This is a genomic window from Streptomyces sp. NPDC056231 (assembly GCF_048270745.1).
In the GTDB taxonomy this organism is placed as follows: Bacteria; Actinomycetota; Actinomycetes; order Streptomycetales; family Streptomycetaceae; genus Streptomyces.
The window spans coordinates 47,396-73,013 of sequence record NZ_JBLVKW010000008.1 but is presented as its reverse complement, the minus strand read 5'-3'; the positions used below and the strand labels follow the sequence as shown (position 1 = coordinate 73,013).

The following is a 25,618-nucleotide window of genomic DNA, read 5'->3' as shown; positions in this document are numbered from 1 at the left end:
GGCCTTGCTCCTGAGCGCCCGCCCACGTGTTCTTCACTCCCGTGGGGTCGATACTTGCGGCAGGAGAACTTCAGCCGACCCGCACCCGACCAGCCCAGCAGACCTGACAGACTGTCATAAAAGTCAGCATTAAGTCAGCATCAGTACCGCCACAGCCCGCTTCCGGCCGCCACGAACCGCCAAGGTCGAGAACTGTCCATACCTACTCTGACCAGCAAAAACGCAGGTCGAAGACTTACCTGCTAAGCCCCCTAGGAGGTACCCGTGAAGATGCTGATCAACGTCCCCGAAACCGTCGTCGCGGACGCCCTGCGTGGCATCGCCGCCGCCCATCCCGAGCTGACCGTGGATGTGGACAACCGTGTCGTCGTACGGCGCGACGCACCCGTCGCCGGAAAGGTGGGGCTCGTCTCCGGGGGCGGGTCCGGGCACGAGCCGTTGCACGCCGGGTTCGTCGGGCCCGGGATGCTGTCCGCCGCCTGTCCCGGGGAAGTGTTCACGTCTCCCGTTCCGGACCAGATGGTGCGCGCCGCCGCCGCCGTCGACAGTGGCGCGGGGGTGCTGTTCGTCGTCAAGAACTACACCGGCGATGTGCTGAACTTCGACATGGCCGCCGAGCTCGCCGAGGACGAGGGCGTGCAGATCGCGAAGGTGCTCGTCAACGACGACGTGGCCGTGACGGACAGTCTGTTCACAGCGGGGCGGCGGGGTACGGGGGCGACACTGTTCGTCGAGAAGATCGCCGGGGCGGCGGCCGAGGAGGGTGCACCGCTGGAGCGGGTGGAGGCCATCGGCCGGCAGGTGAACGAGGCGTCGCGGAGTTTCGGGGTGGCGCTGAGCTCCGTCACCACCCCCGCCAAGGGCTCTCCCACGTTCGATCTACCGCCGGGCGAGCTCGAACTGGGCATCGGCATCCACGGCGAACCGGGGCGGGAGCGGCGCCCGATGATGACGTCGGGGGAGATCGCGGACTTCGCAGTGGACGCGATTCTGGATGATCTGCGGCCGAACAATCCGGTGCTCCTGCTGGTCAACGGGATGGGGGCGACACCGCTGCTGGAGCTGTACGGGTTCAATGCCGAGGTGCAGCGAGTGCTGTCCGAGCGGCATGTCGTCGTGGCTCGTACGCTCGTCGGGAACTATGTGACCTCGCTCGACATGGCGGGATGCTCGGTGACGCTCTGCCAGGTGGATGAGGAGCTGCTGCGGCTCTGGGACGCGCCGGTCGAGACGCCCGCGCTCCGCTGGGGCCGTTGAGGAGCGGCCGTACGCCCATGACGTTGTTCCAGGGACAAGGAGATCCATGTGCTCGACGCCGACTTCTTCCGCCGCTGGATGGCCACAGCCGCGGCTGCTTTGGACCGTGAGGCGGATCGCCTCACCGAACTCGACTCGGCGATCGGGGACGCCGATCACGGCAGCAATATGCAGCGCGGATTCGCCGCGGTGACCGCGGCACTGGAGCAGGAGGACCCGCAAACGCCTGGAGCCGTACTGACGCTTGCGGGGCGGCAGTTGATCTCGACGGTCGGCGGCGCGTCGGGGCCGTTGTACGGGACACTCCTGCGGCGTACGGGAAAGGCGCTGGGCTATGGGCCCACCGTGACGGATCAACAGCTGGCCGAGGCGTTCGCCGAGGGCGTCGCCGCCGTAGGACAGCTGGGCGGTGCGCAGGCCGGGGACAAGACGATGCTCGACGCACTGCTTCCGGGCGTGGAAGCGCTCGGTACGTCGTACGCCGCTGCCCGGGACGCGGCCGAGGCGGGGGCAACCGCGACCGTGCCGATGCAGGCACGCAAGGGCCGGGCCAGCTATCTGGGCGAGCGCAGCATCGGGCATCAGGATCCGGGTGCGACGTCGTCCGCGCTGCTGATCGCCACGCTGGCGGAGTCGTACGAGCGCAGTGGAGGCGGCTCGTGAGCGAAGAGAAGCAGGTGGGGATCGTGCTGGTGTCGCACAGCGGGCCGGTGGCTGAGGCGGTGGCCGAGCTGGCCAAGGGGCTGGCAGCCGGTGGTGCGACAGCGCCCGTGGCTGCGGCCGGCGGTACGCCGTCGGGTGCGCTCGGAACGAGTGCGGAGCTCATCGCCGAGGCGGCCCGAAAGGTCGACGGCGGCGTGGGCATCGCGGTGCTGGCCGACCTGGGCAGTGCGGTGCTCACGGTCAAAGCGATGCTGGCCGCGGGAGACGAACTGCCGCACGGAGCACGGCTGGTGGACGCGCCGTTCGTGGAGGGCGCGGTCGCCGCACTTGTCACGGCGTCGGCGGGCGGTGATCTTGCCGCGGTGGAGGCCGCGGCGACGGAGGCGTACGGCTACCGCAAGCTGTGAGGGACCGGAAGTACGGGATCCCGCACCCGGTCGTGGAACCGGGTGCGGGACCGCCGTGCAGTGCGCGTGTTGCGTCAGGCTGCCGAGGCGGCGGAGGCCGCGGCGATCCGGATCCGGGTCAGCTGCGTCGTGCCGTTGACCGTCACCGCGAGCGTGATCGTGCCCGGCCGAAGCGCGGTAAGGGTGCCGGTGGACGGGTCGAAGACCGCTGTGTGCCGGTGGCGGGCGCCGTCCCGGTCGCCGATGTGGACGTTCGGTGACCCGGTCCAGTCGGCAGCCAGCGGGAACGCGACCGGGACGCTGCGGGCGCCCTGGGTGACGGTCGCCGTGATCTTCGCGGTGTGTCCCGCGCCGAGCACGGACGGGGCTTCCAGTGTCAGCGCGTCGACGTGCGCCCGGGTCTGCACCGAGACCCAGTCGGGCGCGCCCCGCCACGGCTTCTCCCGCGCGGCGGCCTGTTCGGCGGCCGAGACGTGGTCCGCGCCGACGAGGGACCAGCCGGTGAAGCCCCCCTCGTCCGCCGGACCGGCGGGTGCCTTCCCGGAGTTGCCGTTGATCAGATACGGCACGCCGTCGACGTGCGAGGCGTGGAAGACCCCGACATGGCTGCCGATGAATGCGGCGCCCTTGCCTGTCGTACGGCGGAAGTCGGCGAGCCACTGTTCGACCAGGGCCGCCTCCTTGCGGTCCCCGAGCTGGCTGCCCTTCTGAACGGTCGGGTCGCGCGGCGGAACGTGCTCGATCATCATCAGCGAGTCGACGTCAGGATCCTTCGCCGCCGCGTCGAGCTGAGCGCGCACCTCCTTGATCTGGGCGAATCCTCCGCCGCGCAAGGTGAGGCTGGACGTGTCGAGCGTGATGATCCGGGTGCCCTTGTGGTCGAACGTCCGCTGGGCGGGACCGAATTGGGTGATGAAGTGGTCGATCTTCCCGCCCATCACTTCGTGGTTGCCGGGCACGTAGTACCAGGGCAAGGAGTCGCCGAGTTCCTCGGTCAGGATCTGGCGCGCGAAGGCAAGGTCCGCGGGTGATCCCTCGTCAACGAGGTCGCCGTTGATGACCAGGAAGTCGGGTCGTGCCGCTTTGATCTCGCGCAGGGTGCGTCGCGCCTGGGTGACGATGGCGCTGCCGGGGTCGCGGGCGACGAACTGTGCGTCCGACATCACCGCGAACTGCCAGTCCCGGGCTTCGGTGACCGCGGCCGGATCGATCAACGGGTCGGTGGTCACCGCCTGTTCGGGCAGGTCGACGGTGGGCGGCACCTGGGCGGTGAGGTCGTCGATGACGATTCCACCGGTGTACTGCTGGGCGGCCGCCGTCTCGGCGAGGTAGAAGCGGTACACGCTGAGCGGCATGGCCGCGCCCGCCGGCACGGCGAAGGTGACCTGACGCCAGCCGGTCCAGGTGACGTACGGTCCGCGGAGCAGCTGGTCGGAGCCCGCAGCGTCCTTGAGGTGCAGCGTCGGCCAGGCTCCCTGGCCGTCGCCCTTGATCCAGAGCTTGAACGACTGGGGCTGTCCGGGCACGGTGACCGGCTGGGGCGGGACGGCGTACGCGGCGCGCGTCGCGGTCGACTGGGTGAAGTCGTACGTGAGTCCGAGTCCGGTGCCGGTGTGGCCGTCGGGGGTGGCGGAGAGGGATCCGCTCGCCCGCGCCTGGCTGAACTTCCAGGAGCCGGCGTCGTCGAAGTCGGAGACGGCCTGCTCGGCGAGGCCGACGCTGACGGCGAGGACGGTGGTGGCGCCCGCGACGGTCGCCCTGATCTGTCCGGCGCCGCCGCCGGTGCGTGAGGTGACGGTGAAGTTGCCCTTGCCGTCATCGCGGATGCTGAAGAGCGCGTGGTCGTAGTCGAGGGTGACGTCGCGGGGTTCGACGGGGGCGCTGGTGCCGTGCGCGTCGAGTCCGACGATGCCGAAGGTACCGGTGGCTTCGGCGTTCGCGAGACCCACCCGCTGTGTGGTCGGCTCGATCCGGGCCAGCCTGTCGAGGACGGTCAGCGCGGTGCTGCCGCGGGCGGATCCCAGTTCGGCGCGCGCCACCGTGGTGCCGCTGTGGCGTGCGGTGAAGAGCCCGTTGCCGTCGACCGTACCGACGTTGTTGCCGGTGGTGCGCCAGTGCGGGATTCCGGTGGCCGGGCCGTACGTCTCGTCGTATCCGATCGCGGTGAGGCGGCGGGTGAGTCCGGGGAAGACCCGGTCGGGGTGGCCGCCCTTGACAGGGTCGACGCCCGGTGCTGTACCGGCCGGGGTACGGGTCTCGACCCAGAAGCCCTTGAGGCGGCCACTGCCGTCGGGGGCGGTGAGGGCCAGGCCGTTGGGGACGGTGCGCTCGGTGCCGTCGGACGGGCTGTTCTCCACCTGCAGGGCGTCGCTTCCGGGCACGCGGGCGACGAGGGTCGAGGAGCCGCCACCGTCCAGGTTGAGTGCGCTGTACGAGCCTGCCCGCCGCATCATCTGGCCGAGCTCGGTGAGTGTGACGCCGCCGCTGTCGGCCTGCCGGCCGTCGATGGTGAGGATCTGCATCGTGCTGCCGTCCCGGGAGAAGCCGACGGCGGTGCGCGGGGCTGCGGTGTTGTTGCCCTCTCCGTCGTGGTTCTGTGCGACGCCGTCGACGACGAGCAGTTCCCTGCCGCCGACGGCGGTGCGGGGTACGTCTCCGCTGTCGGTGCGCGCCCGATAGGTCAGCGACACGGGGTCGCCCGGCTGCAGCGACGTGAGTGCGGCGGCTCCGGCCTCGCGCCCGACGAGGACCGTGGTGCCGTCGGGGACGGCGCCGGAGCCAGGGGCGGCCGACACGGAGACGACCTTGCCGTCGCGTACGACCGCTTCGGCGACGGGAGTCACCTTGTCGACAGTGAGTGCACGGTCGGCGGTCCCCCAGGCCGGGGTGTAGGCGCCCACTCCCCCGCTCGGCACATTGGCGGCGTTGAACGCGGCGAGCGGCCGCTGCCCGGAGGGCAGGGTGAGTGTGCCCTCGAAGTACAGGTTCAGGATGCGGCCCGCGGCGCCCGGGCCGATGCCGACCGCCCGGTTGACCCCGGGGGCAGGTGACTGGACGGGCACGCCGTCCTTGATTCCGATCCCTTCGGGCGCACCCGTCTGGTTGATGTCGAAGAAGTCGGCGTTGATCGCGGCGATGGTCCGGCGGCCGGGGCCCGCGTCGTGCCCTGCGGCGAGTTGTGAGACCGTGCGCCGGTCGGAGACCTTGCCGGTGGAGAGGTAGTCGGCCTGCACGCCACTGCCGTCGAGGTCGACGGAGAGCGAGTCGACCCGCAGCCACTTGTCGGATTCGAGCCGGTCGTACGAGCTGAGGCGGACTCCGGGGGCGATCGGGCGCGAGGCGCGGGCGGTCTCGATGCCGTCGCCGTCCAGGACGGATCGGGACTCGCCTGCCGCATGGCTCGCCGTCGGCGGGGCGACGGGTCTGAGGATTTCGGCGGAGTTACGGGGACGGGGGTCGGGGGTCGAATCGGCGACGGCAGGGGCGATGGCTCCCACCGTCATCGCGGACACCGTTGCGATGAGCACGAGCGGACGCGTTGCCTTGCCGACTATGCCAGGGCCCACAAATCCTCCTGGAATGGCGATGGTTGCGCGGGCAGTAAGCGCTGTCGGCGGACAGCATGGCCGCGCGCACCCGCCACGCACCAGGGGGCCCCGGGAACCTCAGGGGAAACAGGGTGCGGCGAGTCGATGACACCCGTGATCAAGGGGAAGACTTGACGGCATGTCATCTCGGAAGCGCAGTGCGGGTCTTCTTCTGTTCCGGTCGGCGGGCGGGGGCGTCGGGTTCCAGGTGCTCCTCGGGCACATGGGCGGCCCCTTCTGGGCGGGCCGCGAGGCTGCCTCGTGGTCCGTCCCCAAGGGTGAGTACGGGCCCGAAGAGGAACCCGAGGCCGCTGCCCGCCGTGAGTTCGAGGAGGAGTTCGGCCATCCGGTGCCGGACGGAGAGTGGGTGCCGCTCGGTGAGTCCCGCCAGGCCGGAGGCAAGACGGTAGTGGTGTGGGCTCTGGAGGGTGATGCCGATCCGGCGCGGGCCGAGCCGGGGACGTTCACCATGGAGTGGCCCCGGGGGTCGGGCGTGCAGCGGGAGTTCCCGGAGATCGACCGGTTCGCCTGGTGCACACCGGAGGAGGCCGCGGAGCGTCTCGTCGCGGGCCAACGGGTCTTCGTCGACCGACTGCGGGCCCATGTGCTCGGCGGGCAGGCGCTGGACGGACCCTGAGCCTCTGCACATGGGCCGCCCCGGTCGCGGAGCGGCGAAACGGAAACGCCATGGCTGAAAGGGCGTTGGGCCTCGCGGGTCACTTCCGTCGATCACCGGCCGCGGAGGCGGGCAGTGTACGCCTCGCGCTCTGCCCCGGGTCGGCGATCGAGGATCCGCCGTTCAACGGGGGAAGGTCCCGGCTGCGGCCCGGCACAACCCTCTCGGCCGAAGCGGCGAGAAAGCACAGCCGCGCACCACCTCACACCCTCACAGAACAACGTGTTGACCTGCAGAAATCGGGTGTGCGCCGCACAAGTCCCCCCTACGCTCCTCGATATGTCCGAACCTGCCGCCAACGGCCCTTCATCGGAAGGGTCACGCCCGCTGTGGCGTGACCGCAACTTCGGCATCTTCTGGGCGGCGCAGACCCTCTCGGTCGTCGGGGACTCCTTCGCCTTGATTGCACTGCCGCTGTTGGTGCTGCACGCGACGGGATCCGTGGCGCAGATGGGCCTGCTCACCGCCGTGGCCGGCGCGGCCTCGCTCCTCGCAGGGGTTTTCGCCGGGGTCGTGGTGGACCGGATGGACCGCAGGAAGCTGCTGATCGCCTGCGATGTCGTCCGCATGGCACTGTATGCACTGATACCGCTGGTATGGACGTTGGGCCCGCAGACCTGGCTGCTCTACGTACTGCTGCCTCTGGGTGAGGCTGTCGGAATGCTGTTCTCCGTCACGTACGTCACCGTCGTCCGGAGCCTGGTGGGTGGCCGGCGGATCACGGAGGCCAACGGAAGACTCAATGCGACGGCTGCGGCGGCCGGGGTGATCGGCCCGCTGTGCGCGGGCGTGGTGGCAGGTTGGTTCGGCCCGGCGGCGGCTGTCGGCGTGGACGCGGCGAGCTTTGGTGTGTCGGCGGTATGCGTGAGCTTCGTACGGTTCCCGGGCGGCACGCGCGCGGCTCGGACCAGCGCGGCGCCGGAGGCAGGAGCGGCTCGGCCGAGGCTGTGGGACGACCTGCTGGCCGGGGTGACCTTTCTGCGCCGACACCCCGTGCTGCGAGCCCTGACCCTCCTTCTGACCTTCTTCAGTTTCCTGACTCTCGGCCTGAACGACCTGCTCATCTACCACCTCAAGCACGACCTCGGCCAGAGCGACAGCGCGGTCGGAACCGTCTTCGCAGCCGGAGCGATGGGCACGATCACCGGAGCCCTCCTCGTGGCCCCGGTCCGCCGCAGGCTCGGCTTCGGCGCAACATGGATCGGCACCGTCGCGGTCTGCGGACTCGCCGTGGCGGGAATCGGCCGGGCCGACAGCGTGGCAGGCACTGCCGTCTTGACCGCAACGTTCCTGGGCTGCACCAGCATGGCGGGCACGTGCTCGATGTCTCTACGCCAGGAAGTGACGCCCGAGCACTTGCTGGGGCGGGTGACCTCGGCGTTCTGGACCGTCCATTATTCGGCAGCTCCGGTCGGCGCGGCCGTTCTCACCTGGGCCGCACAGCGCCATGGGACGGCACCGGTGGGTCTGGCCGCCGGCATCTGCTGCCTGCTCATCGCGGCAACGGCTCTGCTTTCCCCAGTCCGCCGGCCCCGTCCGGAGGGTTCACCCGGACACCCCTGACCGGCCGACGCGTCGGCCGGGCCGGGCGTCGTTGCCGTCGATGCCGCGGGCGACGGCGTCGATCACGCCTGGTACTCGGCCGTGTCGGTTGCCCCGTCCGGCAAGCGGGTGGCGCAGTCCCGGCCGGGGGAACGTGCGCCACGCACGCTGCAGGCGCCTCGCGCAGTCAGCGCTGCGGGACCTCGCCCTGTGCGACCTCGATGCTGCTGTGCAGATCGTTCGTCGCTTCCAGTGCGGCGGACCCGGACAGGATGAGGCAGGCCAGCAGCGCGGCCGCCGCGGCGCGGCCGACGCCCGGCCGGTGGGTGACCCGGCCGAGCAGCGCCGCGACCCGGCGCGGAACCGGGCCCCCCGCCGCCGCGAGCGCCACACGGGGGCGCGCCCGCATCCCTTCCGCCGCCCGCGCGGCGAGCGCCGCGCGGCCGATCGCGCGCGCGGCGACCCGCCGGTCGCCGACAGCGACGGCCGCCGCCTCGTCGGCGCAGCGCTCCAGGGCGTAGCCCATGGGCGCGCGCAGCGAGCGCAGAGCGGGATGGCAGAGGGCGGCGAGCTCGGTAGCAGCGATGTAGAGGTGGTGGCGGCCCGCGAGATGGGCACGCTCGTGCGCGAGCAGAGCGTGCCGTTCGGCGGGGTTCAGGGCGCGCAGCATGCCGGTGGTGACGACGATCCGGCCGGGGCTGCCCGGGAGTGCAGGCAGCGCATAGGCGTCGGGGCGACTGTCGCGCAGGACGGCCAGTTCACCGCTGGAGCATTCGGCCGACTGCCTGGCGCGCTGCAGCTCCACCCAGTGGCGGCGGGCGGTACGGATCACGGCGGCGGTGCAGCCGGCCAGCACGGCCAGGGCGGCAAGGGCGAGCGGGACGGCCACGGCGGCGGGCGCGGAGGCGAGCGGCTTGACGAGTTCACCGACCGCGGCGACCGCGGACAGCTGGGTCGCGCCGGGCACCACCAGCAGCACCAGCGCGAGCGTGCTGCACAGGGCGAGACCCACGGCCGTCGCGGCGAGCAGCCGAACGGCACGCAGGGGCGCCAGGGCGTCCGCCAGACGGCGGGCGGCGGGAACCGCGACGAACGGCATGAGCAGTGGAACCCATACGGCGTACATCATGAGGCGTCTCCGTCGAGCAGCTCCCGGAGCAGCTGCTCGTCCTCGTCGGTGAGCTGCGAGACGAATCGGGCCAGCACGGTGCTGCGGTCCCCTTCCTTCTGCAGTTCGCTGTGCATCCGGCGGGCGGTGAGGCCGGGCGCATCCTCGGTGGGGCTGTAGGCGAAGCCGCGCCCGGCGCGGGTACGGGTGACCGTGCCCTTCTCGTACAGCCGGGTCAGGATCGTGGTGACGGTGGTGCGGGCGAGGGGCGCGCCGAGGGCGCCCTGCACCTGACCAGGGGTGAGCGGGGTGTCAGCCGTCCACAGGGCAGCGAGAACGGTGGATTCCAGCTCGCCGGCCGGTCGCCGTTCCGGCGCCGAGGAGGGCTCCGGTGCCTGCCCGGGCACCGAAGCGGAGGTCTGGGCCGACTCGCTGCCCGGTCCAGAGGTCGGCTTGCCGTCCGCGCGAGGGGTCGGATCCTCGCTCGATATCCCCTGCACCTGGGACATGGGAACCCTCCTCCTGCTCCGAGCGTCTACAGTGACGTAGACCGTCTACAGCACTGTAGTCAGTCGGGCGTCCCGTCGGTGCGCCCAGTCACCATTATGGGAGGCCTTACGCCGTGTCCGTATCCTCACTGGCAGCCATGCCGCAGGCGGTGAACCTGTTGGACGCAGGGTCGCTGCTCGCGACGTTCGGCGCGCTCGGCATCGCGGTCGTGCTGTTCGCGGAGACGGGGCTGCTCGTCGGATTCTTCCTCCCCGGCGACTCCCTGCTCTTCACGGCGGGGCTGCTGAGCGTGCCCGGCAACCACGGCGCGGTCCACCTCTCCTTGTCACAGGTGCTCATCGCTGCCGTGGTCGGCGCACTCCTCGGCGCCCAGGCCGGATACTGGATCGGGCGCCGCGGCGGCCGCGCCCTGCTGGCCCGGAGCCGGGCCAAGCAACTGCATGCGGGAGCCGCCCGCGCCGAGGAACTTCTCGAAAAGTACGGACACGCGCGCGCGATCGTGCTGGCGCGCTTCGTCCCTGTGGTGCGCACGGTGCTCAACCCGCTGGCCGGGGCACTCAACGTACCGGCCCGGCTCTTCACCGTCTGGCAGATCGTCGGCGGACTGGTGTGGACCGTCGCACTGGTGCTCGCCGGCTACGGGCTGGGGTCGTCGGTACCCAATGTCGACCGCTATCTGCTGCCGATCGTCGCCGTCGTGGTCGTTGTCTCCCTGATCCCACTCGCCGCCGAGCTGATGCGCTCGCGCGGCCGCCGCACCGCTGAAGGAGACCAGAGCTGATGCTGCTCGCCTCTGCCGCCACCTCCCTCGACGGTGGCCTCTACACCTGGATCACCGAGCTCGCACAGCGCTCCCCCGCCGCTCTGGACTCCACGATCCGGCTCTGGTCCGACTTCGGTCTCGCGCTCTTCGCCCTGCTGATGCTCGCGGCCTGGTGGCGGGCCCGCTCCGCCGCCCCCGCCCGCCTGGCGATGGCACTCTGTGCGCCCCTGGTCGTGGTGGCCGCCTATGTGGCGAACGACCTGCTGAAGATGGCCGTCCATGAACAGCGGCCCTGCCAGACCCTGCATGCGGTCACGGTGGAAGCGTGCCCTCCGCTCGGCGACTGGTCCTTCCCCAGCAATCACGCCGCCATCGCCGCAGCCGCGGCGGTCGCGATCCTGCTGACCGACCGACGGCTCGGTGCCATCGCCGTCCCTGCGGCTCTGCTGATGGCCGCGTCCCGGGTCTGGATCGGTGTGCACTATCCGCACGACGTGCTCATCGGGCTGGTCACCGGCGCGCTCGTGGCCTGGCCGCTGACCGTCGCCGCCCGGCGCTGCGCCCCGATCGTGGTGCGGCTGAGTGAGACCAGGCTGCGCCCACTGGTCGCGGCGCGGTGACCAAGGGCGCGGAGGCCGGGCGCCGGTCCGTCGCGGGCCCGATCGACCCCTGTATCCGTACGGCGCTCGGGGCCGTACTGATCGGGTTCGTCGGTCTCCTCGGCCTGACGGTGGTGGTCCTCACCTCCCGGCACGGGGCCGTGCTGCCCATCGATCAGGGTGTGCACGCATGGTCCCTGCACCATCGGCCCTCCGCCTTGGTCACGGCGGCCAGGGCGGTCACGGCGACGGGTACGGGCGTGTTCCCGTACGCCGCCGCGGTGGCCGCCGGGCTGATCGCGGGCCGGACCTTTCGGCACCGTCTGGGGTACGCGGCGGGCGCTCTCGCCTTCCTGCTGCTGGGGCAGGCACTGCGCTACGGGCTGATGGAAGCGATCAGCCGCCCCCGCCCCCCGGTGGGTGACTGGGCGACGCACGCCTCCGGTTTCGCCTTCCCGTCCGGGCACGCAACGACGTCCGCGCTCATGGCGGGACTCCTGGTGGCGGCGATCGGCCACCGTGCGTACGGGAGCAGGGCCGGCCGCGTCGCCGCCGTCCTGATCGGCTGCTGGGCCGCGGCCGTCGGGCTGAGCCGGGTTCTGCTCGGGGTGCACTGGGTGACTGATGTGGTGGCCGGCTGGCTGTTCGCCGCGTTCTGGCTGGGGCTCGGGGCAGCGCTGATACGGACGGCACTGCCCGCACACCGCAGGTGACCTGCTGGTCCCGGTCCCCCTCTACAGAGGTCCAGTGCGATGCCCCATCCGCCGGTCGTGCCCCTCGTCCGAACCGACCATGTCACGCGTCCGCCCGCCGTCACGCGTGCGCTCGCGCTCCTTCAGCATCGGCTGACCTGGGCGATAGTGGCCGCCTACGCCGCCGCGGCCCTGTTACCGCAGGCCGGTCTCGCCATGCGGCAACTGGACCTCGGCGCGGTGTCCGCACCCGGCGGGGCCCGTACGCCGCTCACGCTGCCGTCGCTCCTCCTCGCCTGGCTGCTCTTCACCGCGGCATTACGGGTGCCCGCCCGGGACCTGCCGCGACTCCTGCGCAGACCGCTGCCGCTGCTGGTCGGAACCTTCGCCAATACGCTGATCCCGCTCGCACTGCTGCCGTGCATGGCGGTGGCGCTCGGACGGCTCCCCGACACGGACGGCTGCAGCGGGCTCCTCACGGGACTGGCCCTGGTGGGCGCCATGCCGGTTGCGGGCGGCGCCACGGTCTGGGGAAGCCGGGCGGGCGGCAACCAGTCGCTGATCGTCGGCATCGTCCTGACCTCCACGCTCCTGAGCCCGTTCACCATCCCGTTGACGCTCTCGGCGGCCTCGATGGTGACGGTCGGCCACTACGCACAGGACCTGTCGAGGCTGGCCGCGGTGAACGGCGGGGCGTTCGCGGTGATCAGCGTGATCGTGCCGTGTGTCGCCGGTCTCGTTGTCCAGCGGGTGCTGCCCGCCGGGGCGCTCGCACGGCATCTGCCGTGGATCGCGCTGCTCGGGCTGGTCGACGCACTGCTGCTCACCTACAGCAATGCGTCGGGCGCACTGGGCGGGTTCCTGCTGAGCCCACGGCCCGCGCTGTTGGTGGCGTCGGTGGTCGTGGCCGCTGTGCTGTGTGCGGCGTCGTTCGCGATCGGCTGGTGCCTCGCCCGTACGGTACGGGCCGACCCGGCCGACACCGTGGCGATCACACTCACCTGCGGGATGAACAACAGCAGCGCCGGTGCGGTGCTGGCGGCGACGAACCTGTCCGGCAGCCCTCACGTGCTGCTGCCGGTCCTCGCGTACAGCCTGCTCCAGAAATGCGGTGCCGGTCTGGCCGACTCGATGCTGCGCCGCAGGGCCGCCGCGTCCGAAGCGTAAGGGCTGTCCCGTCATCCCGTGCACCCGTCAGGATTACGGGACAACCCCTTTCCCGCAGGTCTCCCTACGCCTCTCGGGTCTCACGGGGTCCCGGGTGGTGAGGGGGTGGCCGACTCTTGTGTCAGGCCCTCCACCTATGTCAGGACCAGCCAACGTCGTCCGTCGATGAGCTCTCGTGCCGCGTCGAGGTGGCCGGCATGGCAGGCAGTCTCGGTGATGACGTGGAGCAGGACATCCCGAAGAGTGTGCAGGTGCGGTTCGCCGAAGAGGTGGTGGGGCCACCAAGCCAACGGGGCGTCCGCCGTCGCGGCTGTGACGACGGCGTCTGCGAGTTCTGTCTCTGTGCGGTACTGATGGAGGATGTCGGCGGCCGGAGTGTCGGACGCCACCTCCCAGGCGTCCTCCGTGTCGTCCAGAGTGTCGATGACGTTCTCGTCGCCGACGAAGACGGCTCGGAACCAGAACCGCTCAACATCGAGTGCCAGGTGCTGGACAAGTCCCAGGCAGGTCCACCCGGACGGCAGCACAGGCTTGTTCAGCGCATCGGCGTCAAGCCCGTCGAGGATCCCCAGCACATGCCGGCGCTGCCCGTTCAGGAAGGCCAGGAGCGTCCGGATCTCCGTGTCCGGCGCCGCGGTCACTGGGCGATCTCCCACATGTGACCGCCGGCGTCACGAAGGCTCTCAGTGCGTATTCCCCACGGTCGGTCCATCGAGCCGTTCAGCAGTGTCACGCCTCGGGCTGACAACTTCTTACACATCGCGTCCATGCCCCTGGGCCACGCGGAATCGTTCGTCCTGTCGATCACGGTACAGAGGATCTCCGAATCGGTACTGCCGTGTACAGGGGGTGTTCCGGGATTCTCCTGCGCGAGGCCGGGCCTGTCCGGTCAGCCGAACTCCTCCCGGCGAAGGGGAACTTCAACGGCAGGACGATTGACGCCCGAGCCGTTCACGGGCGGCTGCCGGCCCCGCGTCGGGGCCGGTTCCGTCACTCCCGCAGCGCCCCGGAAACAATCCGGCCGAACCTGCCTACCGCCGCCTGCGGCTCGGCGCGAGTCAGCCTGTCGCAACAGCGTCGTCCGCCTGCAGGGCGGGCCATGCGGCGTCTGGAGCGGGCCAGACGCCGCCTGGCGGACGGGCTTTCGAAACCGCCCTAGTTGAACGTCGATCCGAGCTGCGCGCGCCTGGCGACCGTGCCGAGCGTGACCGCGCCGAAGGTGAACGAACCGGTCGGCGTGACCCCGGAGGCAGTGGACTTGAACACCCACACCGAGCCGGCGTCGGCGTTCTCGCCGGGCGCGCCGACGATCAGCTCGGCGCGACCGTCGGCGTTGGTGTCGACCAGTTTGGTGGCCGCCCCGAAGCGGTCGTTGTTCTCCGCGACGCCGGGTACCCCCGAGGTGTCCTGCGAGTAGCTCTTGGCGCCCTTGCCGGTGAGGCCCAAGGCCGTACCGCGCAGGGTGACGACCGAGCCTGCCTGGCTCTTGCCGTCGAAGCCCTCACCCGGGACACCGATCGACACGTCGTCGTAGCCGTCGCCGTTGATGTCGGCGACCTGCACGGAGTCACCGAATGCGTCGTTGTTCTCGGCGACACCCGGAATGCCCGCACTGTCCTGGTTGAAGACCTTCGCCCGCGTACCGACCGGGCCCGATCTGCTGCCCGGGACATAGGTGATCATGCCGCCGTTGGCGGTCGGTATGTCCAGGTCGCTGTCGTAGCCGTCGACCGCCCGCCCCACGACGATGTCCTCGATGCCGTCGTTGTTCACATCGCCGATGGCGAGGCTCTCACCGCCCTCGAGCCAGTAGCCCTTCGCACCTTTGACCGCGCGGGGTGCGGTCAGTCCCGCTTTCGTGCCCGTCCAGTAGACGATGTGCCGCCAGTCGAACTCGTCGAGGGAGTTGACGACCGCAGCAAGGTCGGTCACCCCGTCGCCATTGATGTCGCCCGCGGCGAGGTCCAGGAGCCGCATGCCGTCCGTGTCGGTGATCCGGACCGTGCCCTGCGCCGAGCCGTCGCGGCCGAACGGCCCGGACAGCACACGCAGATCGAGGTAGTCCTCGACCACGACGACGTCCATGTCGCCGTCCCCGTCGAAGTCTCCGGCCCTGACCGTGCTCCCGAGTCTGTCGTAGGTCCCGTCGCCGACAGCCAGTCTCACGGAACCGGCACCCGACAGCCCCTTGGGGCCGCCCCAGATCACCGTCAGCGAGCCCGCGTCGGTGACGGTTCCGGCATCCTCGCCGGAGGCACCGATGACCAGATCCGCGTACCCGTCGCCGTCCAGATCACCGGTGGTGACCGAACTTCCGTACGCGTCCCCGGCCTCGGCGACGTCAGGGATACCGGCACTGTCCTGGTGGAACACCTGCTTGGTCGAGGCCTTCAGGCCCGTCGACGAGCCGTACATCACAGCCACATATCCGGCCTTCGCCTTGCTGCCGACGCGCGCCGAGGGCGCGGGTACCGCCACATCGGAGTATCCGTCGCCGTTGAAGTCGTCCGGGAGTTCCGCGACGGGGGCGACCCGGCCGGTCCCGCTCCCCTGCGCGTGCGCGATCACAGGGGCGATCACGGCGCTGCTCACCGCGAACACGGCGACGAGTCCGATTTTCCATCGCAGTGCACGTCTGTTCATGTCACTCCCAGTGCTCTGTGCTGCGCTTCGTCGGGGTCAGTAGGTGAAGGCCGCACCGAAGCACGCCAGGGTCGTGGTCAAGACGACCGTGCCGCCGCCGAGCGAGAAGGATCAGGCGGTGATGGAGGAGGCGATGGGCGGAATTCCCGGACTGCAGCCAAGTAGACCGGCAGCAAGGGCAATTGGTTGTACGTCCCCGTCACCTGACATGCGGCCACCGCTGCCGCGCAGCTGGGCCTCCCCACGGCCGTGGCCCCCGAAAGGCGCGGCGCAAAAGAGAGCGCTTCAGAGCGTGCCTCAGCCCTGCGAGGAGGTGGCCGCTGCCGGACGGATGACGGCGCGGCCGCCGTCGAGGTCGACGGTGGAGCGGTTCGGCGGGGCACCGTCCTCCTCGTCGTCACGGAGCAGCAGGGCGCTCTGGCGCTCCTTGAGTTCGCTCTGCTTGCCCGGCGAGAAGGTCGCGTGCAGCTGCTCGAATCCGGTAGCCGACACCTGACCCTGGCGCGCGCCGTTGCGCCACGGCAGCACCCCCGCCCGCCCGGCGCGCAGCATCAACTGGTCGACAAACGCGACCAGAGTCAGCCCAATCACCAGCCCGGGCAGCGTCATCAGTGCGACGAATTCCATCGGGCCAGTATCGCCGAAGCACCTGGCGTACGCATCGCTCCGGGGCACGAGAGTGCGGGCCGTCGCCCATCGGCGACGGCCCGCGTTCCCTCCTGTACCACTGGAGAAGTCAGCCGTTGGGGAGGATGGCCACGCGGCCGTTGATCTCGCCGTGGTGCAGCCTCGCGTACGCCGGCGGTGCCTCGTCCAGGGTGTACGTCTCGACGTGGACCTCGACCGATCCGGCGCGGGCCCGGCCGAGGACCTCGGCCGGCTCGGAGCGCGATCCCCGGTACGGGGAGGTCACGGTCGCCTCTTCCGGCTCTCGGTACCCCGTCCGCCACTCAGGACGCGGAGTAGCCGCCGTCCACCAGGTGGTAGCTGCCGTGGATGAAGGAGGCGCGGTCGGAGAGCAGGAAGGCAGCGAGTTCGGCGACCTCCTCCGCGGTGCCGAGGCGTCCGGCCGGGTGCAGCGAGATGAGGTGGTCGCGGGCCGGGCCTTCGGTGTTGCGCAGCAGGGGCGTGTCGATGAAGCCGGGGCCGACGGCGTTGATCCGGACGTTGTGTGCGGCGTATTCGAGGGCCGCCGTCTTGGTGAGACCGACGACGCCGTGCTTCGCGGCGACATAGGCGGGGGATCCGGCGAAGCCGTTGGTGCCGAGGATCGACGACATGTTGACGACGGCTCCGCCGCCCGCGGCGACGATGGCGGGGAGCTCGTACCGCAGGGAATAGAACACTCCGCTGAGATTGGTGGCGACGACCCGGCCCCAGTCCTCGACGGCGTACTCGCCGGTCGGGGCGCTCGGGCCGCCGATGCCCGCGTTGTTGACGGCGAGATGGAGGGCCTCGAAGGTGTCGACGGCGAATTGCACGCCGGCTTCCACGGAGGCGGGGTCGGTCACGTCCATGGCGACGGCAGCCGCCTTCGCGCCGGCGTTCTCGAGCTCCGCGACGGCCTTGCGGGCGTTCTCCACGTCGTAGTCGGCGACGACGACGGCCGCGCCGCCCGCGGCCAGCCGGTGGGCCAGCGCCAGTCCGATTCCGGAGGCACCGCCGGTGATGAGGGCGGTCCGGCCGGCGAACTCCTGGTCGGCGGGGGTGAGAGACGGGCTCATGATGGTTCGTTTCCTTCCGTCGTGCTGTGCGGCGCCGGCCCGGCGGGAAGCTGCGCCAGCAGTTCTCCGCAGAGGGCGTCGAAGGCCTGCCCTACCAGTCGGGGCAGGGCGTCCGGTTGTCCGCCGCGGACCCAGGCGGCCTGGGCTGCGAGGAGTGCACCTGCGCCTGCGGCGACCGTGACGGCGGGACGGATGTCCAGCCGTGGGTCGACGCCGAGCCGCTCCGCGATGATGGCGACCGAGTCCTCCTGGGCATCCACCCGGATGTGGTGGAACGCCGCGTAGAGGGTCGGCTCCTCCTCGGCGACGACCAGCAGGTCGAAGATCCGGGGGCGCCGGTGCCAGGCCTGCGCCTCGGGGTCTTCGAGCCAGTCGAGGACGGCGCGGCGGTAGGCGGTCAGCGGGGGTTCGTCGGCGGGGCGGGCGCGCAGGGCGTCATTGATCCGGTCGCCGTCGCCCCGGAGCGGGTCCAGGACTGCGGCTTCCTTGCTCGTGAAGTACCGGCTGAAGGTGCGCCGGTCGACGTCCGCGTGTTCCGCGATCTCCTCGACCGTCACGTTCTTCAGACCCCGGTCGAGTACGAGCTCGAACGCGGCCTGCGCCAGTGAGTCCCTGGTACGACGGGCCTTGCGGCTTCGCCTCTCCGGGGTCTTCCGTTCCGGATTCATAGCTGCACAGTACACCTACAAATGTCCCGACGCGACATGAGTCTCGCCGAGACATTTTGGATCGATCTTCGCCTCTCCGTCACCGCCCAGTGAAGGTCTGCGATGCCCTCAGGGCGCCCCGAGACCGGACATCGCCCCGGCCTGTCGGCGACGGTTGCCGGTCGACGCCTTGCGCAGGGCGAGCATCGCGATGTCGTCGCGCCGTACGCCGCCGGAGAAGGCGTCCAGGTCCGCATGGAGCGCGTTCAGCAGTTCACGCGGTTCGTACGCAGCCCAACGGCCGAGCCGGGTGTCCAGTGGGTAGAAGGCACCGGAGGCATCGCGGGCCTCGGTCACTCCGTCGGTGAATGCCAGCAGCGTCGCACCGGCCGGGAAGTCGAACCGCTCCGCGCCGCGTGCCTCGCTGCAGAGCTCCGCCATGCCCAGCGGTACAGAGGTGAGGCGGAGCGGGACAGCGGCTGCCGCGCCGTCGTGCAGCAGATGGGGCGGCAGATGACCGCAATTGACGGCCTCCACGCGATCCTCGCCCTCGAAGCCGAGGACCAGGGCCGTGACAAAGCGTTCGATCTCTCCGGTCTGGGCGGAGAAGGCGTTGTGGCGGGCGACCGCGTCCTCCAGGGCGTCCACGACTCCGGTCAGGGTGGGCTCGCGGATGGCCGCTTCCCGGAACGCGCCGAGCGCGGCAAACCCCGCACCGATCGCGGCGATCCCCTTACCCTGCACATCGCCGATGATCACCCGGGTTCCGTACGGTGATTCGACGACCTCGTAGATGTCGCCGCCGACCAGCCGGTCCTCCTCGATCGGCGCATAGACCCCGTCGGCGACGACCTGGCCGGTCAGGATGGGCAGTGGGCGCAGGATCTGCCTCTGAAGAGCGACGGCCGCGGAGCGCAGCCGGGCGATCTCGACGGCATGGCGGATCCGCAACGCACAGGCGCCGACTCCCAGGACACAGGCCAGGACCGTGAAACCGACGCCGACGAAGAGGTCCCAGAACGTCCCTCCGGACACCAGCCGGGAGGTGACGACCACCGCCATGATCCAGGCGGCGGTGTACACCGTCTGCCGCATGGTGCCGAAGACCGAGACAAGGGCAGGCACGACGACGAGCAGCGGCACGACCCGCAGATCCTCACCGGTACGCACGTCGAGGATCAGGACCACGGTGGTCAGCAGAAACAGCCCGCCGAACAGCACGCCGTCCCCGACCCGGGGAGCGAAGACCGCGGCCTCCCCCGCATCGGTGCCCGGCACCGCCGCACTCCGCTCGGCCGCCGCGCGCTCGTGCCCGATCGTCACGGCATTGCCTCCTCGTGTTGGTGCCGGCCTTTTCCCGGCATTCCCGTCCAGTGCACCTGGAATCGGAAGAACGGGACACAGGGCTAACGGCCTCAGGGGCCGGGCCGAAGGTCCTCGGTCGGCGCCTGCCGGGGGTGTCCGGTCCGGAAGTCCCGGGCCGAAGGTCCTTCCCGTGACACCGGTCGCGGGAACACCATCACCCGGCGGGGAGGAAGAGACGGCTCACACGTCAGTACGAGGCTGCCACCCGCGCACCACCCGTGCCACTGGCGCGCCCGGACTCCGGCAGCTGCCGCGGTACGACGGCAGAGAGGAACGACGTCCGGCGGCGGAGCCGGAAGCCCAGGGACTCGTAGAGCCTGATCGCGTTCGTGTTGGTCGCGGAGGCGTGCAGGAACGGGATGTCGCCGCGCTCCCTGATCTCGTGCGCGACGGCAAGCACGAGCCGGCCGGCGAATCCCTGGCCTCGTACGGACTCGTCGGTGCAGACACCGCTGATCTCGCTGTAGCCGGTCGGGTGCAGCCGCTCCCCGGCCATCGCGACGAGTGCCCCTTCGCGCCGGATGCCGAGGTAGGTACCGAGCTCGACGGTGCGCGGCAGGAACGGTCCGGGGCGGGTGCGTTCGACCAGGGCGAGCATCTCCGGCACATCGGCCGGCCCCAGGCGGACGGCCTCCGGATCCGGGGCTGCTGCCACGTCGGCGTCGACCATCTGGACGCCCTCGGCATGAAAGGCGATCTCCCAGTCGCCGGGCGGCGGTTCGCGCAGAGCGGTGAGGGTGAGGGATGCGCCGGGCCCGGCAAGGGCGGCGGCGTCGGCCCAGTCGTCGGCGTCCGGGATGTCCGGAAGCGCGAACCAGGGCGCCACATCGGTGGGGTAGCGCAGGACGCGGCCCCGGCGTTCGGCGAAGTGGGCGTGCGGTCCGGCCAGCGAGGCGCGGGCCGGGTTGTCCAGCGGGTGTCCGGACCGAGTGGTGAGGCGCGGGGCGCTCATGCGGCGGCCACCTCGATCACGATCTTGCCGCGGGTGTGTCCGCTCTCCACTGCGCGCAGCGCCGCGGCCGCCTCGCCGAGCGGGAAAGTCTGTGTCACACAGACCGTGAAGGCTCCGTCGACGGCGAGGCGGGCCACCTCGTCGAGAACGGCCGCAGTACGGGCGCGGGCCACGGCTGCCCCGCCGAGCTCGACGGCCAGGGGTTTGCCTCCGGCGCTGATCAGCCGCTTCCGGTCCGTGACCAGTTCGGCCAGGGACCGCAGGTCGTCGCCGCCGACGAGGTCGTAGACGGCGTCGATGCCGTCCGGTGCCGCCGCCCGTACGCGTGCGGCGACACCGGGGCCGGACGGGACGTGCACGGCGCCGAGCGATTCGACGAAGTCCTTCTTGGCCTGGCTCGACGTGCCGACGACCCGCAGGCCGAAGTGGCGTGCGAGCTGTACGGCGACCACGCCGACGCCGCCCCCGGCACCGGTGATCAGCAGCGTCGAGCCCGGCGCGAGGTCCAGTTGGCGGAGGCCGTCGTAGGCGGTGGCGGCTGCGACGGGCAGCACGGCCGCCTCGGTGAACGACAGGCTGTCGGGCTTGTGCGCGGTGACCGCGACGGGCAGCAGTGCGTACTCGGCGTACCCACCGCTCAGCGGGTTGCCGAAGACGGCGTCCCCGACGTCGAACCCCTCGACACCGGGGCCGACCCGCACGACGGTCCCGGCCACCTCGCTGCCGAACACCGCGGGGAACTCCGGTGCCGTGCCGCCGGGCCGGATGTACCCGTTGCGGAGCTTCCAGTCGACAGGGTTCACTCCGGCCGCCCGGACCGCGACCAGGAGCTCCCCGGGTCCAGAGGTCGGTGCCTCCTGCTCGACGAAGGCTTCCACCTCAGGTCCGCCGCTGCGGGTGAATACGTACGCCTTGGGCATGGGCTCCCTCGCTCCGGTTCATGGCACCGGCTGTCCGCACCGCCACCGTTGACTACAGCAGCGAAAAGTCCATTCGGCATGCACGTATTCCCGGGGTGCCGGAGTGTTCACAGGGTCGCGATGCACCGCCGACCCGCAGATGCGGTGCTGAGGGGCGGCCCCGGCAGGTCGCTCAGACGTGGGGGCCTGCGTGACGTGCACCGCCCCTCCTCCGCCTCCCGCGTCTACTGGGCGATGACCCATGTCATGGCCCGCCGCCTCACCGGCACGCCCCCCACCTGGCGCGAAACACAGGCGGTGAGTACATGAACGTTCTGCTGCCCAAGAACATCGAAGGCACCCGCGCCAAGCTGAAACGCCTCGTCAAGCTCGGCATCCTCTCCGCTGTGCGCCTGGCCTGCCGTCGACTTAACGAGTGATCTGCCGACCACTCCCAGTCCCGCCCGGTCTGGACGGGACGGGAGCAGCCAAGCAGCACCGCCCTTCCCTGAGGGTTATTCAAAATCCCTCAGGGTCAGACGGGCGGCATCAGATCGCTCTCGCTGATGGTGTACGTCAGCAGGGGGTAGACGAAGTCCCGTACGGGCCGTGTGCGGAACTGCTCGGCGAGGTCGTGAGGCCGGGCGGACGGCCCGCGGCGATCGGGCTGTACCAGCCGGTGATGCTGGTGGCCTGCCTGATGCGCAAGAACCTCACGCAGCAGGTCGCGGGTGCGGTCTTCGGTGTCAGCCATTCCACGGCCGCCGCTGGGACCCGCTGAGGCCGATCATCCGACGAGCGGTCGCGTCCTTCATCCCGCATCAGGTGCAACATTGTTGAGATAACTTCAGCTGGACGCAAGAGCCGCTGGTAGGTGGCCTGCGGACGGTGGCGAAGCGGACGCCTGTCACCTGCGGATCGCGGTTTCCTGGACCCTGCAGCCTGCTGCATCGGATGCAGCTCCGCCCCTTTCTGCCAACAGCTCATCTTCAACGGGACAGGCCAGGCACGATGTAGTCGACCGACAGCCCGGCTGGCCGGCACCCGCAGCTGGCCGAACCATGGATGCATGACCATCACCTTCATCACCGGAGCCAACAAGGGTCTCGGCCGCGAGACCGCCCGCCGCCTCATCGATCTCGGCCATACCGTGCTCGTCGGCGCCCGTGACCTGGAGCGGGGCGCTGAGGCCGCCGCCGCGCTCGGAGCGCGGTTCGTCCCGATCGATGTGAGCGACGACGCGTCGGTGGCCGCCGCAGCCACGGATGTCGCGGAGCACGAGGGCGCGATCGACGTGCTGATCAACAACGCCGGCATCCCCGGCCCCGTAGGCGACCCCAGCACCCTCACTGGCACTGAGGCCATCGGAGTCTTCGACGTCAATGTCATCGGTGCGGTACGTGTGACCAGTGCGTTCCTGCCGCTGCTGCGCCGGTCACCAGATCCGGTCATCGTCAACGTCAGCAGCGGTATGGGCTCGCTCGCCCTCACCCGCGACCCCTCGCGGCCCGAATCCGAGGTCATCGCGCCGCTGTACGCCGCCTCGAAGGCGGCGCTGACGCTGCTGACCGCCCAATACGCCAAGGCTCTGCCGGATATCCGGATCAATGCCGCGGACCCCGGTTACACCGCGACCGACCTCACCGGCCAAAGCGGCCCGCAGACCGTCACCGAGGGCACGGATGCGATCGTCGGCCTCGCCACCGAGAAGCCCGGCGCCGGCTCCGGACGCCTCGTCGACCGGCATGGCGAGATCGCCTGGTCCTAGGGCGTGTTTCGAGTGCCTCGAGCAGGGGGTGAACGTTCATGCACTCACCGCCTGCGTTTCGCGAACCGCCGGGACCAGTCGAGTGAGCCGCCTGCCAGGTCCACGAACCGCGCTGACCGGAAACTGTAGTTGAGCTCCCCATGGCAGTGGACGGCATCCCTGGCCCCAACGGCGTGATCGGCAGTGATTCCTGCCGACTCGCCCACATCATGGCTCGGCAACAGGCCGCCGCAGGTGCCTGACTACACCTCATACATCCACGGTCACTCAACCCGTCGATGTGAGAGTTGACTCTCACACATTTTGAGAGGAGACTCTCACATCATGGACTCCAGTAATCGTCTGAGCGATATCGAGATCACTGATCCGCAAGCCATGCGTGCGTTGGCGCATCCGGTGCGGCTGGCGATCCTTGACCACCTTCAGCGGCACGGGCCCGCGACTGCCACGCAACTCGCGCCCGACGTGGGAGCAACGCCGTCGGTGACCAGTTGGCATCTGCGCCACTTGGCCGGCTTTGGGCTGGTCCGCGACAGTGAGCCCGGCCCGGACCGCCGCCAACGGCGGTGGGAGGCAGTAGCACGCGGCTTCCGATTCGAGACGCCCCAGGACCCGGCCGATGAGGAGGGCCAGTCAGCCGCGCGGGTGCTGTCGCAACAAATGTTCCAGCGCTATGCCGACTTCCCGAGCAGATGGGCTGCCGAAGTCGAACCTGCACTCGATCCAGCGTGGCGCAGGCTGGCCGGGCTGGCCAACACCCGCGTCGTCGTTTCCGCTGAGGAACTCACCGCCATCGAGGACGGGATCGAGCGCATTCTTGCGCCGTACGTCACTCGTGACCCGGCCGAGCGGCCCACCGACGGCCGCGGCGTCCGACTGATGCGCTACGTCCTGCCGGAAGGTTCCGGGGAGCAGACCGGGCAGACACCGTGAACAACTCGGAGCAGACCGCTGCGATATCGCTGTGGCGGGATCGACGGTTCTGCCGCTTCTGGGCCGGTCAGTCGGTCTCACAGTTCGGCGACCGGATCACGGAACTGGCCCTGCCTCTGATCGCCATCAGCGCCCTGAACGCTTCGGCCAACCAGGTGGCGTGGCTGACCGCACTGATCTGGACCCCGAACCTGCTCGCAATCTTCCTGGGGGCATGGGTTGACCACCGAGCCCACAAGCGCCGTCTGATGATCCTTGCCGACCTGGTGCGCGCCGCAGTGCTGCTCAGTGTCCCGGCGGCCTACCTGTCAGGGGCGGTGACGCTCGGACAGTTGTATGCGGTGGCGTTACTGATGGGCGCTGCCGGGGTGCTGTTCAACACCGCCTATCCGCCCTTCTTCGTGCGCCTCGTGCCGCGCGCGTCCTACGTCGACGCGAACAGCAAGCTCAGCACCAGCCGATCGGCATCGTATGTCGCCGGTCCGGCCATCGGTGGCGTTCTGGTCCAGGCGCTGACCGCACCCGTCACCATCGCCGTGGATGCCTTGACCTTCCTGATGTCAGCGGTCCTGATCGGTCGGATTTCGGTCGATGAACCGCCTGCCGCTCCCGGCAACGCGACGGCGCCCTCGCTGGTGCAACGTGCCCGAGAGGGATTGTCGTTCGTCGTCCGTCACCCGGTGCTGCGGGCGGCTCTCGGATGCGCGGCAACCGTCAACTTCTTCACCTTTGTCGCGGGCAGTGGGCTGATCGTGCTGTTCGCCAACCGGAGCCTCGGACTATCGGCGGCTGTGATCGGCATCGCGTTCGGGATCGGCGCGACCGGTTCCCTCCTTGGCGCGGTGTTCGCCCCGATGATCTCGCGACGGTTCGGCGTGGGGCGCAGCATCGTCGTGGGCGCGTTTCTGTTCCCGGCGCCGATCGCCATTGCCGCTGCCGCAGACGGCCCGCTCTGGCTCCGTGCCGGAGCCTTGTCCGCGGCCGAATTCCTCTCGGGCTTCGGCGTGATGCTGTTCGACGTCAACCTCAACTCCCTTCAGGCCACGGTGATCCCCGACGGCATGCGCAGTCGCGTGGCGGGCGCGTACAGCACGATCAATTACGGCATACGCCCCGTCGGCGCCATCGTCGGTGGGCTACTTGCTACCGTCATCGGCCTGAGAGCGACCCTCCTCATCGCCGCCGCCGGCGGAGCCCTGTCGTTGCTCTGGCTACTGCCCTCACCAATCCCTCACATCCGTTCCTTGGCTCCGAACCACACCGTGGACAGCGCTGGTGACGCGGACGGCGACAATCGACCAGTACCTTGTTGACCCGCCGGTCATGGTCCAGCCCGGATTCGAGCAGTGCCTTTCAGATCTGACGGACGGCACATCCTTGCGGGGACGCCGTCGCTCAGGGGCACTGGGCGGGGCCAAAAGCCCAGCACAACTACGCGCAGAACGGCCGGCCTGCACGACGCAGGATTCCCCCGCCGTCATCCACACCGTCGTGGGACACCCGCGCGACCACCCCGCCCCGCTGCCCGGTCCGGAATCGATTTCGACTCAACAGCCCGTCGATACGGACCGGTCGCGCCGCATTCGACCGACTCATGTGGCAGTCTGATAGTGACCGCCCCACCGGGCTCCCCCGTACCGGTGGGGCGGTTCTGTCCTCTCCCGCGCCTCTCACCTGCACGGTTGTGACGCCGGATCACGAACATTCCCGGCCATT

Annotated in this window: 24 protein-coding genes and 1 pseudogene; 12 read left to right on the top strand and 13 right to left on the bottom strand. The window is 70.2% G+C overall.

Translation table 11 applies throughout. The features are described from left to right. Positions 1-264 precede the first annotated feature (264 nt). Genes dhaK through ACNPQM_RS09615 form a run of 3 tightly spaced genes read left to right on the top strand, consistent with a single transcriptional unit; the run spans position 265 to position 2,327 of the window. Entirely contained in the window at positions 265-1,257 is a 993-nt protein-coding gene (gene dhaK, locus ACNPQM_RS09625) for a dihydroxyacetone kinase subunit DhaK (RefSeq protein WP_418083673.1), read from the top strand. A 48-nt stretch (positions 1,258-1,305) separates the two neighbouring features. Continuing rightward, positions 1,306-1,920 (top strand): dihydroxyacetone kinase subunit DhaL, encoded by a 615-nt coding sequence (gene dhaL / locus ACNPQM_RS09620; RefSeq protein ID WP_358860246.1) that lies wholly within the window; start codon positions 1,306-1,308, stop codon positions 1,918-1,920. Further along, positions 1,917-2,327 carry a PTS-dependent dihydroxyacetone kinase phosphotransferase subunit DhaM gene (locus tag ACNPQM_RS09615; RefSeq protein ID WP_358860245.1) on the top strand — a complete coding sequence of 137 codons (411 nt, stop codon included), beginning with the start codon at positions 1,917-1,919 and terminating at the stop codon, positions 2,325-2,327. Before dhaL ends, ACNPQM_RS09615 begins: the two co-directional genes overlap by 4 nt. 74 nt (positions 2,328-2,401) lie before the next feature. On the opposite strand, the gene ACNPQM_RS09610 is transcribed toward ACNPQM_RS09615, so the two are convergent. Next, positions 2,402-5,830, bottom strand: coding sequence for a phosphodiester glycosidase family protein (locus ACNPQM_RS09610; RefSeq protein ID WP_418083746.1), 3,429 nt, complete (start codon positions 5,828-5,830; stop codon positions 2,402-2,404). Between the two features lie 223 nt (positions 5,831-6,053). Between ACNPQM_RS09610 and ACNPQM_RS09605 the strand changes: the two genes are divergently transcribed. Beyond that, positions 6,054-6,551: an NUDIX domain-containing protein gene (locus tag ACNPQM_RS09605; protein WP_418083672.1), complete on the top strand. Its 498-nt coding sequence runs from the start codon at positions 6,054-6,056 to the stop codon at positions 6,549-6,551. Positions 6,552-6,869: 318 nt separating this feature from the next. Continuing rightward, entirely contained in the window at positions 6,870-8,153 is a 1,284-nt protein-coding gene (locus ACNPQM_RS09600; RefSeq protein ID WP_418083670.1) for an MFS transporter, read from the top strand. 166 nt (positions 8,154-8,319) lie between these two features. On the opposite strand, the gene ACNPQM_RS09595 is transcribed toward ACNPQM_RS09600, so the two are convergent. Both ACNPQM_RS09595 and ACNPQM_RS09590 read right to left on the bottom strand, forming a co-directional pair. Continuing rightward, on the bottom strand, positions 8,320-9,261 hold the full coding sequence (locus tag ACNPQM_RS09595; RefSeq protein WP_418083669.1) for a M48 family metalloprotease: 942 nt from the start codon (positions 9,259-9,261) through the stop codon (positions 8,320-8,322). Next, positions 9,258-9,647 carry a BlaI/MecI/CopY family transcriptional regulator gene (locus ACNPQM_RS09590; RefSeq protein ID WP_358860270.1) on the bottom strand — a complete coding sequence of 130 codons (390 nt, stop codon included), beginning with the start codon at positions 9,645-9,647 and terminating at the stop codon, positions 9,258-9,260. Before ACNPQM_RS09590 ends, ACNPQM_RS09595 begins: the two co-directional genes overlap by 4 nt. A 239-nt stretch (positions 9,648-9,886) precedes the next feature. On the opposite strand from ACNPQM_RS09590, the gene ACNPQM_RS09585 reads away from it, so the two are divergent. Genes ACNPQM_RS09585 through ACNPQM_RS09570 form a run of 4 tightly spaced genes read left to right on the top strand, consistent with a single transcriptional unit; the run spans position 9,887 to position 12,971 of the window. Then, entirely contained in the window at positions 9,887-10,531 is a 645-nt protein-coding gene (locus tag ACNPQM_RS09585) for a DedA family protein (RefSeq protein WP_418083745.1), read from the top strand. Next, a complete protein-coding gene (locus tag ACNPQM_RS09580) occupies positions 10,531-11,133 on the top strand; it encodes a phosphatase PAP2 family protein (protein ID WP_358860241.1) in 603 nt (200 codons plus the stop codon). The genes ACNPQM_RS09585 and ACNPQM_RS09580 overlap by 1 nt, the downstream gene beginning before the upstream one ends. Continuing rightward, positions 11,130-11,825 carry a phosphatase PAP2 family protein gene (locus tag ACNPQM_RS09575; protein ID WP_358860240.1) on the top strand — a complete coding sequence of 232 codons (696 nt, stop codon included), beginning with the start codon at positions 11,130-11,132 and terminating at the stop codon, positions 11,823-11,825. Before ACNPQM_RS09580 ends, ACNPQM_RS09575 begins: the two co-directional genes overlap by 4 nt. A gap of 39 nt (positions 11,826-11,864) precedes the next feature. Then, positions 11,865-12,971, top strand: coding sequence for a bile acid:sodium symporter family protein (locus ACNPQM_RS09570; protein ID WP_418083668.1), 1,107 nt, complete (start codon positions 11,865-11,867; stop codon positions 12,969-12,971). 134 nt (positions 12,972-13,105) lie between these two features. Here the strand turns inward: ACNPQM_RS09570 and ACNPQM_RS09565 are convergent, their stop codons facing one another. The 10 genes and pseudogenes from ACNPQM_RS09565 to ACNPQM_RS09520 form a co-directional block, all read right to left on the bottom strand. Then, positions 13,106-13,612 (bottom strand): DUF664 domain-containing protein, encoded by a 507-nt coding sequence (locus ACNPQM_RS09565; protein ID WP_418083667.1) that lies wholly within the window; start codon positions 13,610-13,612, stop codon positions 13,106-13,108. A gap of 514 nt (positions 13,613-14,126) precedes the next feature. Next, positions 14,127-15,614: an FG-GAP repeat protein gene (locus ACNPQM_RS09560; protein WP_418083666.1), complete on the bottom strand. Its 1,488-nt coding sequence runs from the start codon at positions 15,612-15,614 to the stop codon at positions 14,127-14,129. Between the two features lie 297 nt (positions 15,615-15,911). Further along, positions 15,912-16,241, bottom strand: a complete 330-nt coding sequence (locus tag ACNPQM_RS09555) for a DUF6191 domain-containing protein (RefSeq protein ID WP_358860236.1) — start codon at positions 16,239-16,241, stop codon at positions 15,912-15,914. Between the two features lie 109 nt (positions 16,242-16,350). Then, positions 16,351-16,536: pseudogene (locus ACNPQM_RS09550) on the bottom strand (NAD(P)-dependent alcohol dehydrogenase); the annotation flags it as partial. Positions 16,537-16,564: 28 nt separating this feature from the next. After that, on the bottom strand, positions 16,565-17,338 hold the full coding sequence (locus tag ACNPQM_RS09545) for an SDR family NAD(P)-dependent oxidoreductase (protein ID WP_418083665.1): 774 nt from the start codon (positions 17,336-17,338) through the stop codon (positions 16,565-16,567). Then, a complete protein-coding gene (locus ACNPQM_RS09540) occupies positions 17,335-18,006 on the bottom strand; it encodes a TetR family transcriptional regulator (RefSeq protein ID WP_358860234.1) in 672 nt (223 codons plus the stop codon). Before ACNPQM_RS09540 ends, ACNPQM_RS09545 begins: the two co-directional genes overlap by 4 nt. A 108-nt stretch (positions 18,007-18,114) precedes the next feature. Further along, positions 18,115-19,308, bottom strand: coding sequence for a PP2C family protein-serine/threonine phosphatase (locus ACNPQM_RS09535; protein ID WP_418083664.1), 1,194 nt, complete (start codon positions 19,306-19,308; stop codon positions 18,115-18,117). A 229-nt stretch (positions 19,309-19,537) separates the two neighbouring features. After that, the gene (locus tag ACNPQM_RS09530) at positions 19,538-20,302 is read right to left on the bottom strand and encodes a GNAT family N-acetyltransferase (RefSeq protein ID WP_358860232.1); all 765 of its coding nucleotides are present in this window, start codon (positions 20,300-20,302) and stop codon (positions 19,538-19,540) included. After that, positions 20,299-21,222 carry an NADP-dependent oxidoreductase gene (locus tag ACNPQM_RS09525; protein WP_418083663.1) on the bottom strand — a complete coding sequence of 308 codons (924 nt, stop codon included), beginning with the start codon at positions 21,220-21,222 and terminating at the stop codon, positions 20,299-20,301. The genes ACNPQM_RS09530 and ACNPQM_RS09525 overlap by 4 nt, the downstream gene beginning before the upstream one ends. A 514-nt stretch (positions 21,223-21,736) precedes the next feature. Continuing rightward, a complete protein-coding gene (locus tag ACNPQM_RS09520; RefSeq protein ID WP_418083662.1) occupies positions 21,737-21,955 on the bottom strand; it encodes a hypothetical protein in 219 nt (72 codons plus the stop codon). Positions 21,956-22,270: 315 nt separating this feature from the next. On the opposite strand from ACNPQM_RS09520, the gene ACNPQM_RS09515 reads away from it, so the two are divergent. The 3 genes from ACNPQM_RS09515 (at position 22,271) to ACNPQM_RS09505 (ending at position 25,215) form a co-directional block, all read left to right on the top strand. After that, positions 22,271-22,969: an SDR family NAD(P)-dependent oxidoreductase gene (locus ACNPQM_RS09515; protein ID WP_418083661.1), complete on the top strand. Its 699-nt coding sequence runs from the start codon at positions 22,271-22,273 to the stop codon at positions 22,967-22,969. Positions 22,970-23,293: 324 nt separating this feature from the next. Further along, entirely contained in the window at positions 23,294-23,902 is a 609-nt protein-coding gene (locus tag ACNPQM_RS09510; protein WP_418083659.1) for an ArsR/SmtB family transcription factor, read from the top strand. Then, positions 23,899-25,215 carry an MFS transporter gene (locus ACNPQM_RS09505; protein ID WP_418083657.1) on the top strand — a complete coding sequence of 439 codons (1,317 nt, stop codon included), beginning with the start codon at positions 23,899-23,901 and terminating at the stop codon, positions 25,213-25,215. The genes ACNPQM_RS09510 and ACNPQM_RS09505 overlap by 4 nt, the downstream gene beginning before the upstream one ends. Positions 25,216-25,618: the final 403 nt, after the last annotated feature.

Excerpts from the sequence above, each read along its gene's own strand:
- ACNPQM_RS09610 (WP_418083746.1), bottom strand. The coding sequence starts at position 5,830 with ATGACGGTGGGAGCCATCGCCCCTGCCGTCGCCGATTCGACCCCCGAC.
- ACNPQM_RS09605 (WP_418083672.1), top strand. The coding sequence starts at position 6,054 with ATGTCATCTCGGAAGCGCAGTGCGGGTCTTCTTCTGTTCCGGTCGGCG.
- ACNPQM_RS09600 (WP_418083670.1), top strand. The coding sequence starts at position 6,870 with ATGTCCGAACCTGCCGCCAACGGCCCTTCATCGGAAGGGTCACGCCCG.
- ACNPQM_RS09595 (WP_418083669.1), bottom strand. The coding sequence starts at position 9,261 with ATGATGTACGCCGTATGGGTTCCACTGCTCATGCCGTTCGTCGCGGTT.
- ACNPQM_RS09585 (WP_418083745.1), top strand. The coding sequence starts at position 9,887 with ATGCCGCAGGCGGTGAACCTGTTGGACGCAGGGTCGCTGCTCGCGACG.
- ACNPQM_RS09580 (WP_358860241.1), top strand. The coding sequence starts at position 10,531 with ATGCTGCTCGCCTCTGCCGCCACCTCCCTCGACGGTGGCCTCTACACC.
- ACNPQM_RS09570 (WP_418083668.1), top strand. The coding sequence starts at position 11,865 with ATGCCCCATCCGCCGGTCGTGCCCCTCGTCCGAACCGACCATGTCACG.
- ACNPQM_RS09560 (WP_418083666.1), bottom strand. The coding sequence starts at position 15,614 with ATGAACAGACGTGCACTGCGATGGAAAATCGGACTCGTCGCCGTGTTC.
- ACNPQM_RS09555 (WP_358860236.1), bottom strand. The coding sequence starts at position 16,241 with ATGGAATTCGTCGCACTGATGACGCTGCCCGGGCTGGTGATTGGGCTG.
- ACNPQM_RS09545 (WP_418083665.1), bottom strand. The coding sequence starts at position 17,338 with ATGAGCCCGTCTCTCACCCCCGCCGACCAGGAGTTCGCCGGCCGGACC.
- ACNPQM_RS09540 (WP_358860234.1), bottom strand. The coding sequence starts at position 18,006 with ATGAATCCGGAACGGAAGACCCCGGAGAGGCGAAGCCGCAAGGCCCGT.
- ACNPQM_RS09530 (WP_358860232.1), bottom strand. The coding sequence starts at position 20,302 with ATGAGCGCCCCGCGCCTCACCACTCGGTCCGGACACCCGCTGGACAAC.
- ACNPQM_RS09525 (WP_418083663.1), bottom strand. The coding sequence starts at position 21,222 with ATGCCCAAGGCGTACGTATTCACCCGCAGCGGCGGACCTGAGGTGGAA.
- ACNPQM_RS09520 (WP_418083662.1), bottom strand. The coding sequence starts at position 21,955 with ATGGCTGACACCGAAGACCGCACCCGCGACCTGCTGCGTGAGGTTCTT.
- ACNPQM_RS09515 (WP_418083661.1), top strand. The coding sequence starts at position 22,271 with ATGACCATCACCTTCATCACCGGAGCCAACAAGGGTCTCGGCCGCGAG.
- ACNPQM_RS09510 (WP_418083659.1), top strand. The coding sequence starts at position 23,294 with ATGGACTCCAGTAATCGTCTGAGCGATATCGAGATCACTGATCCGCAA.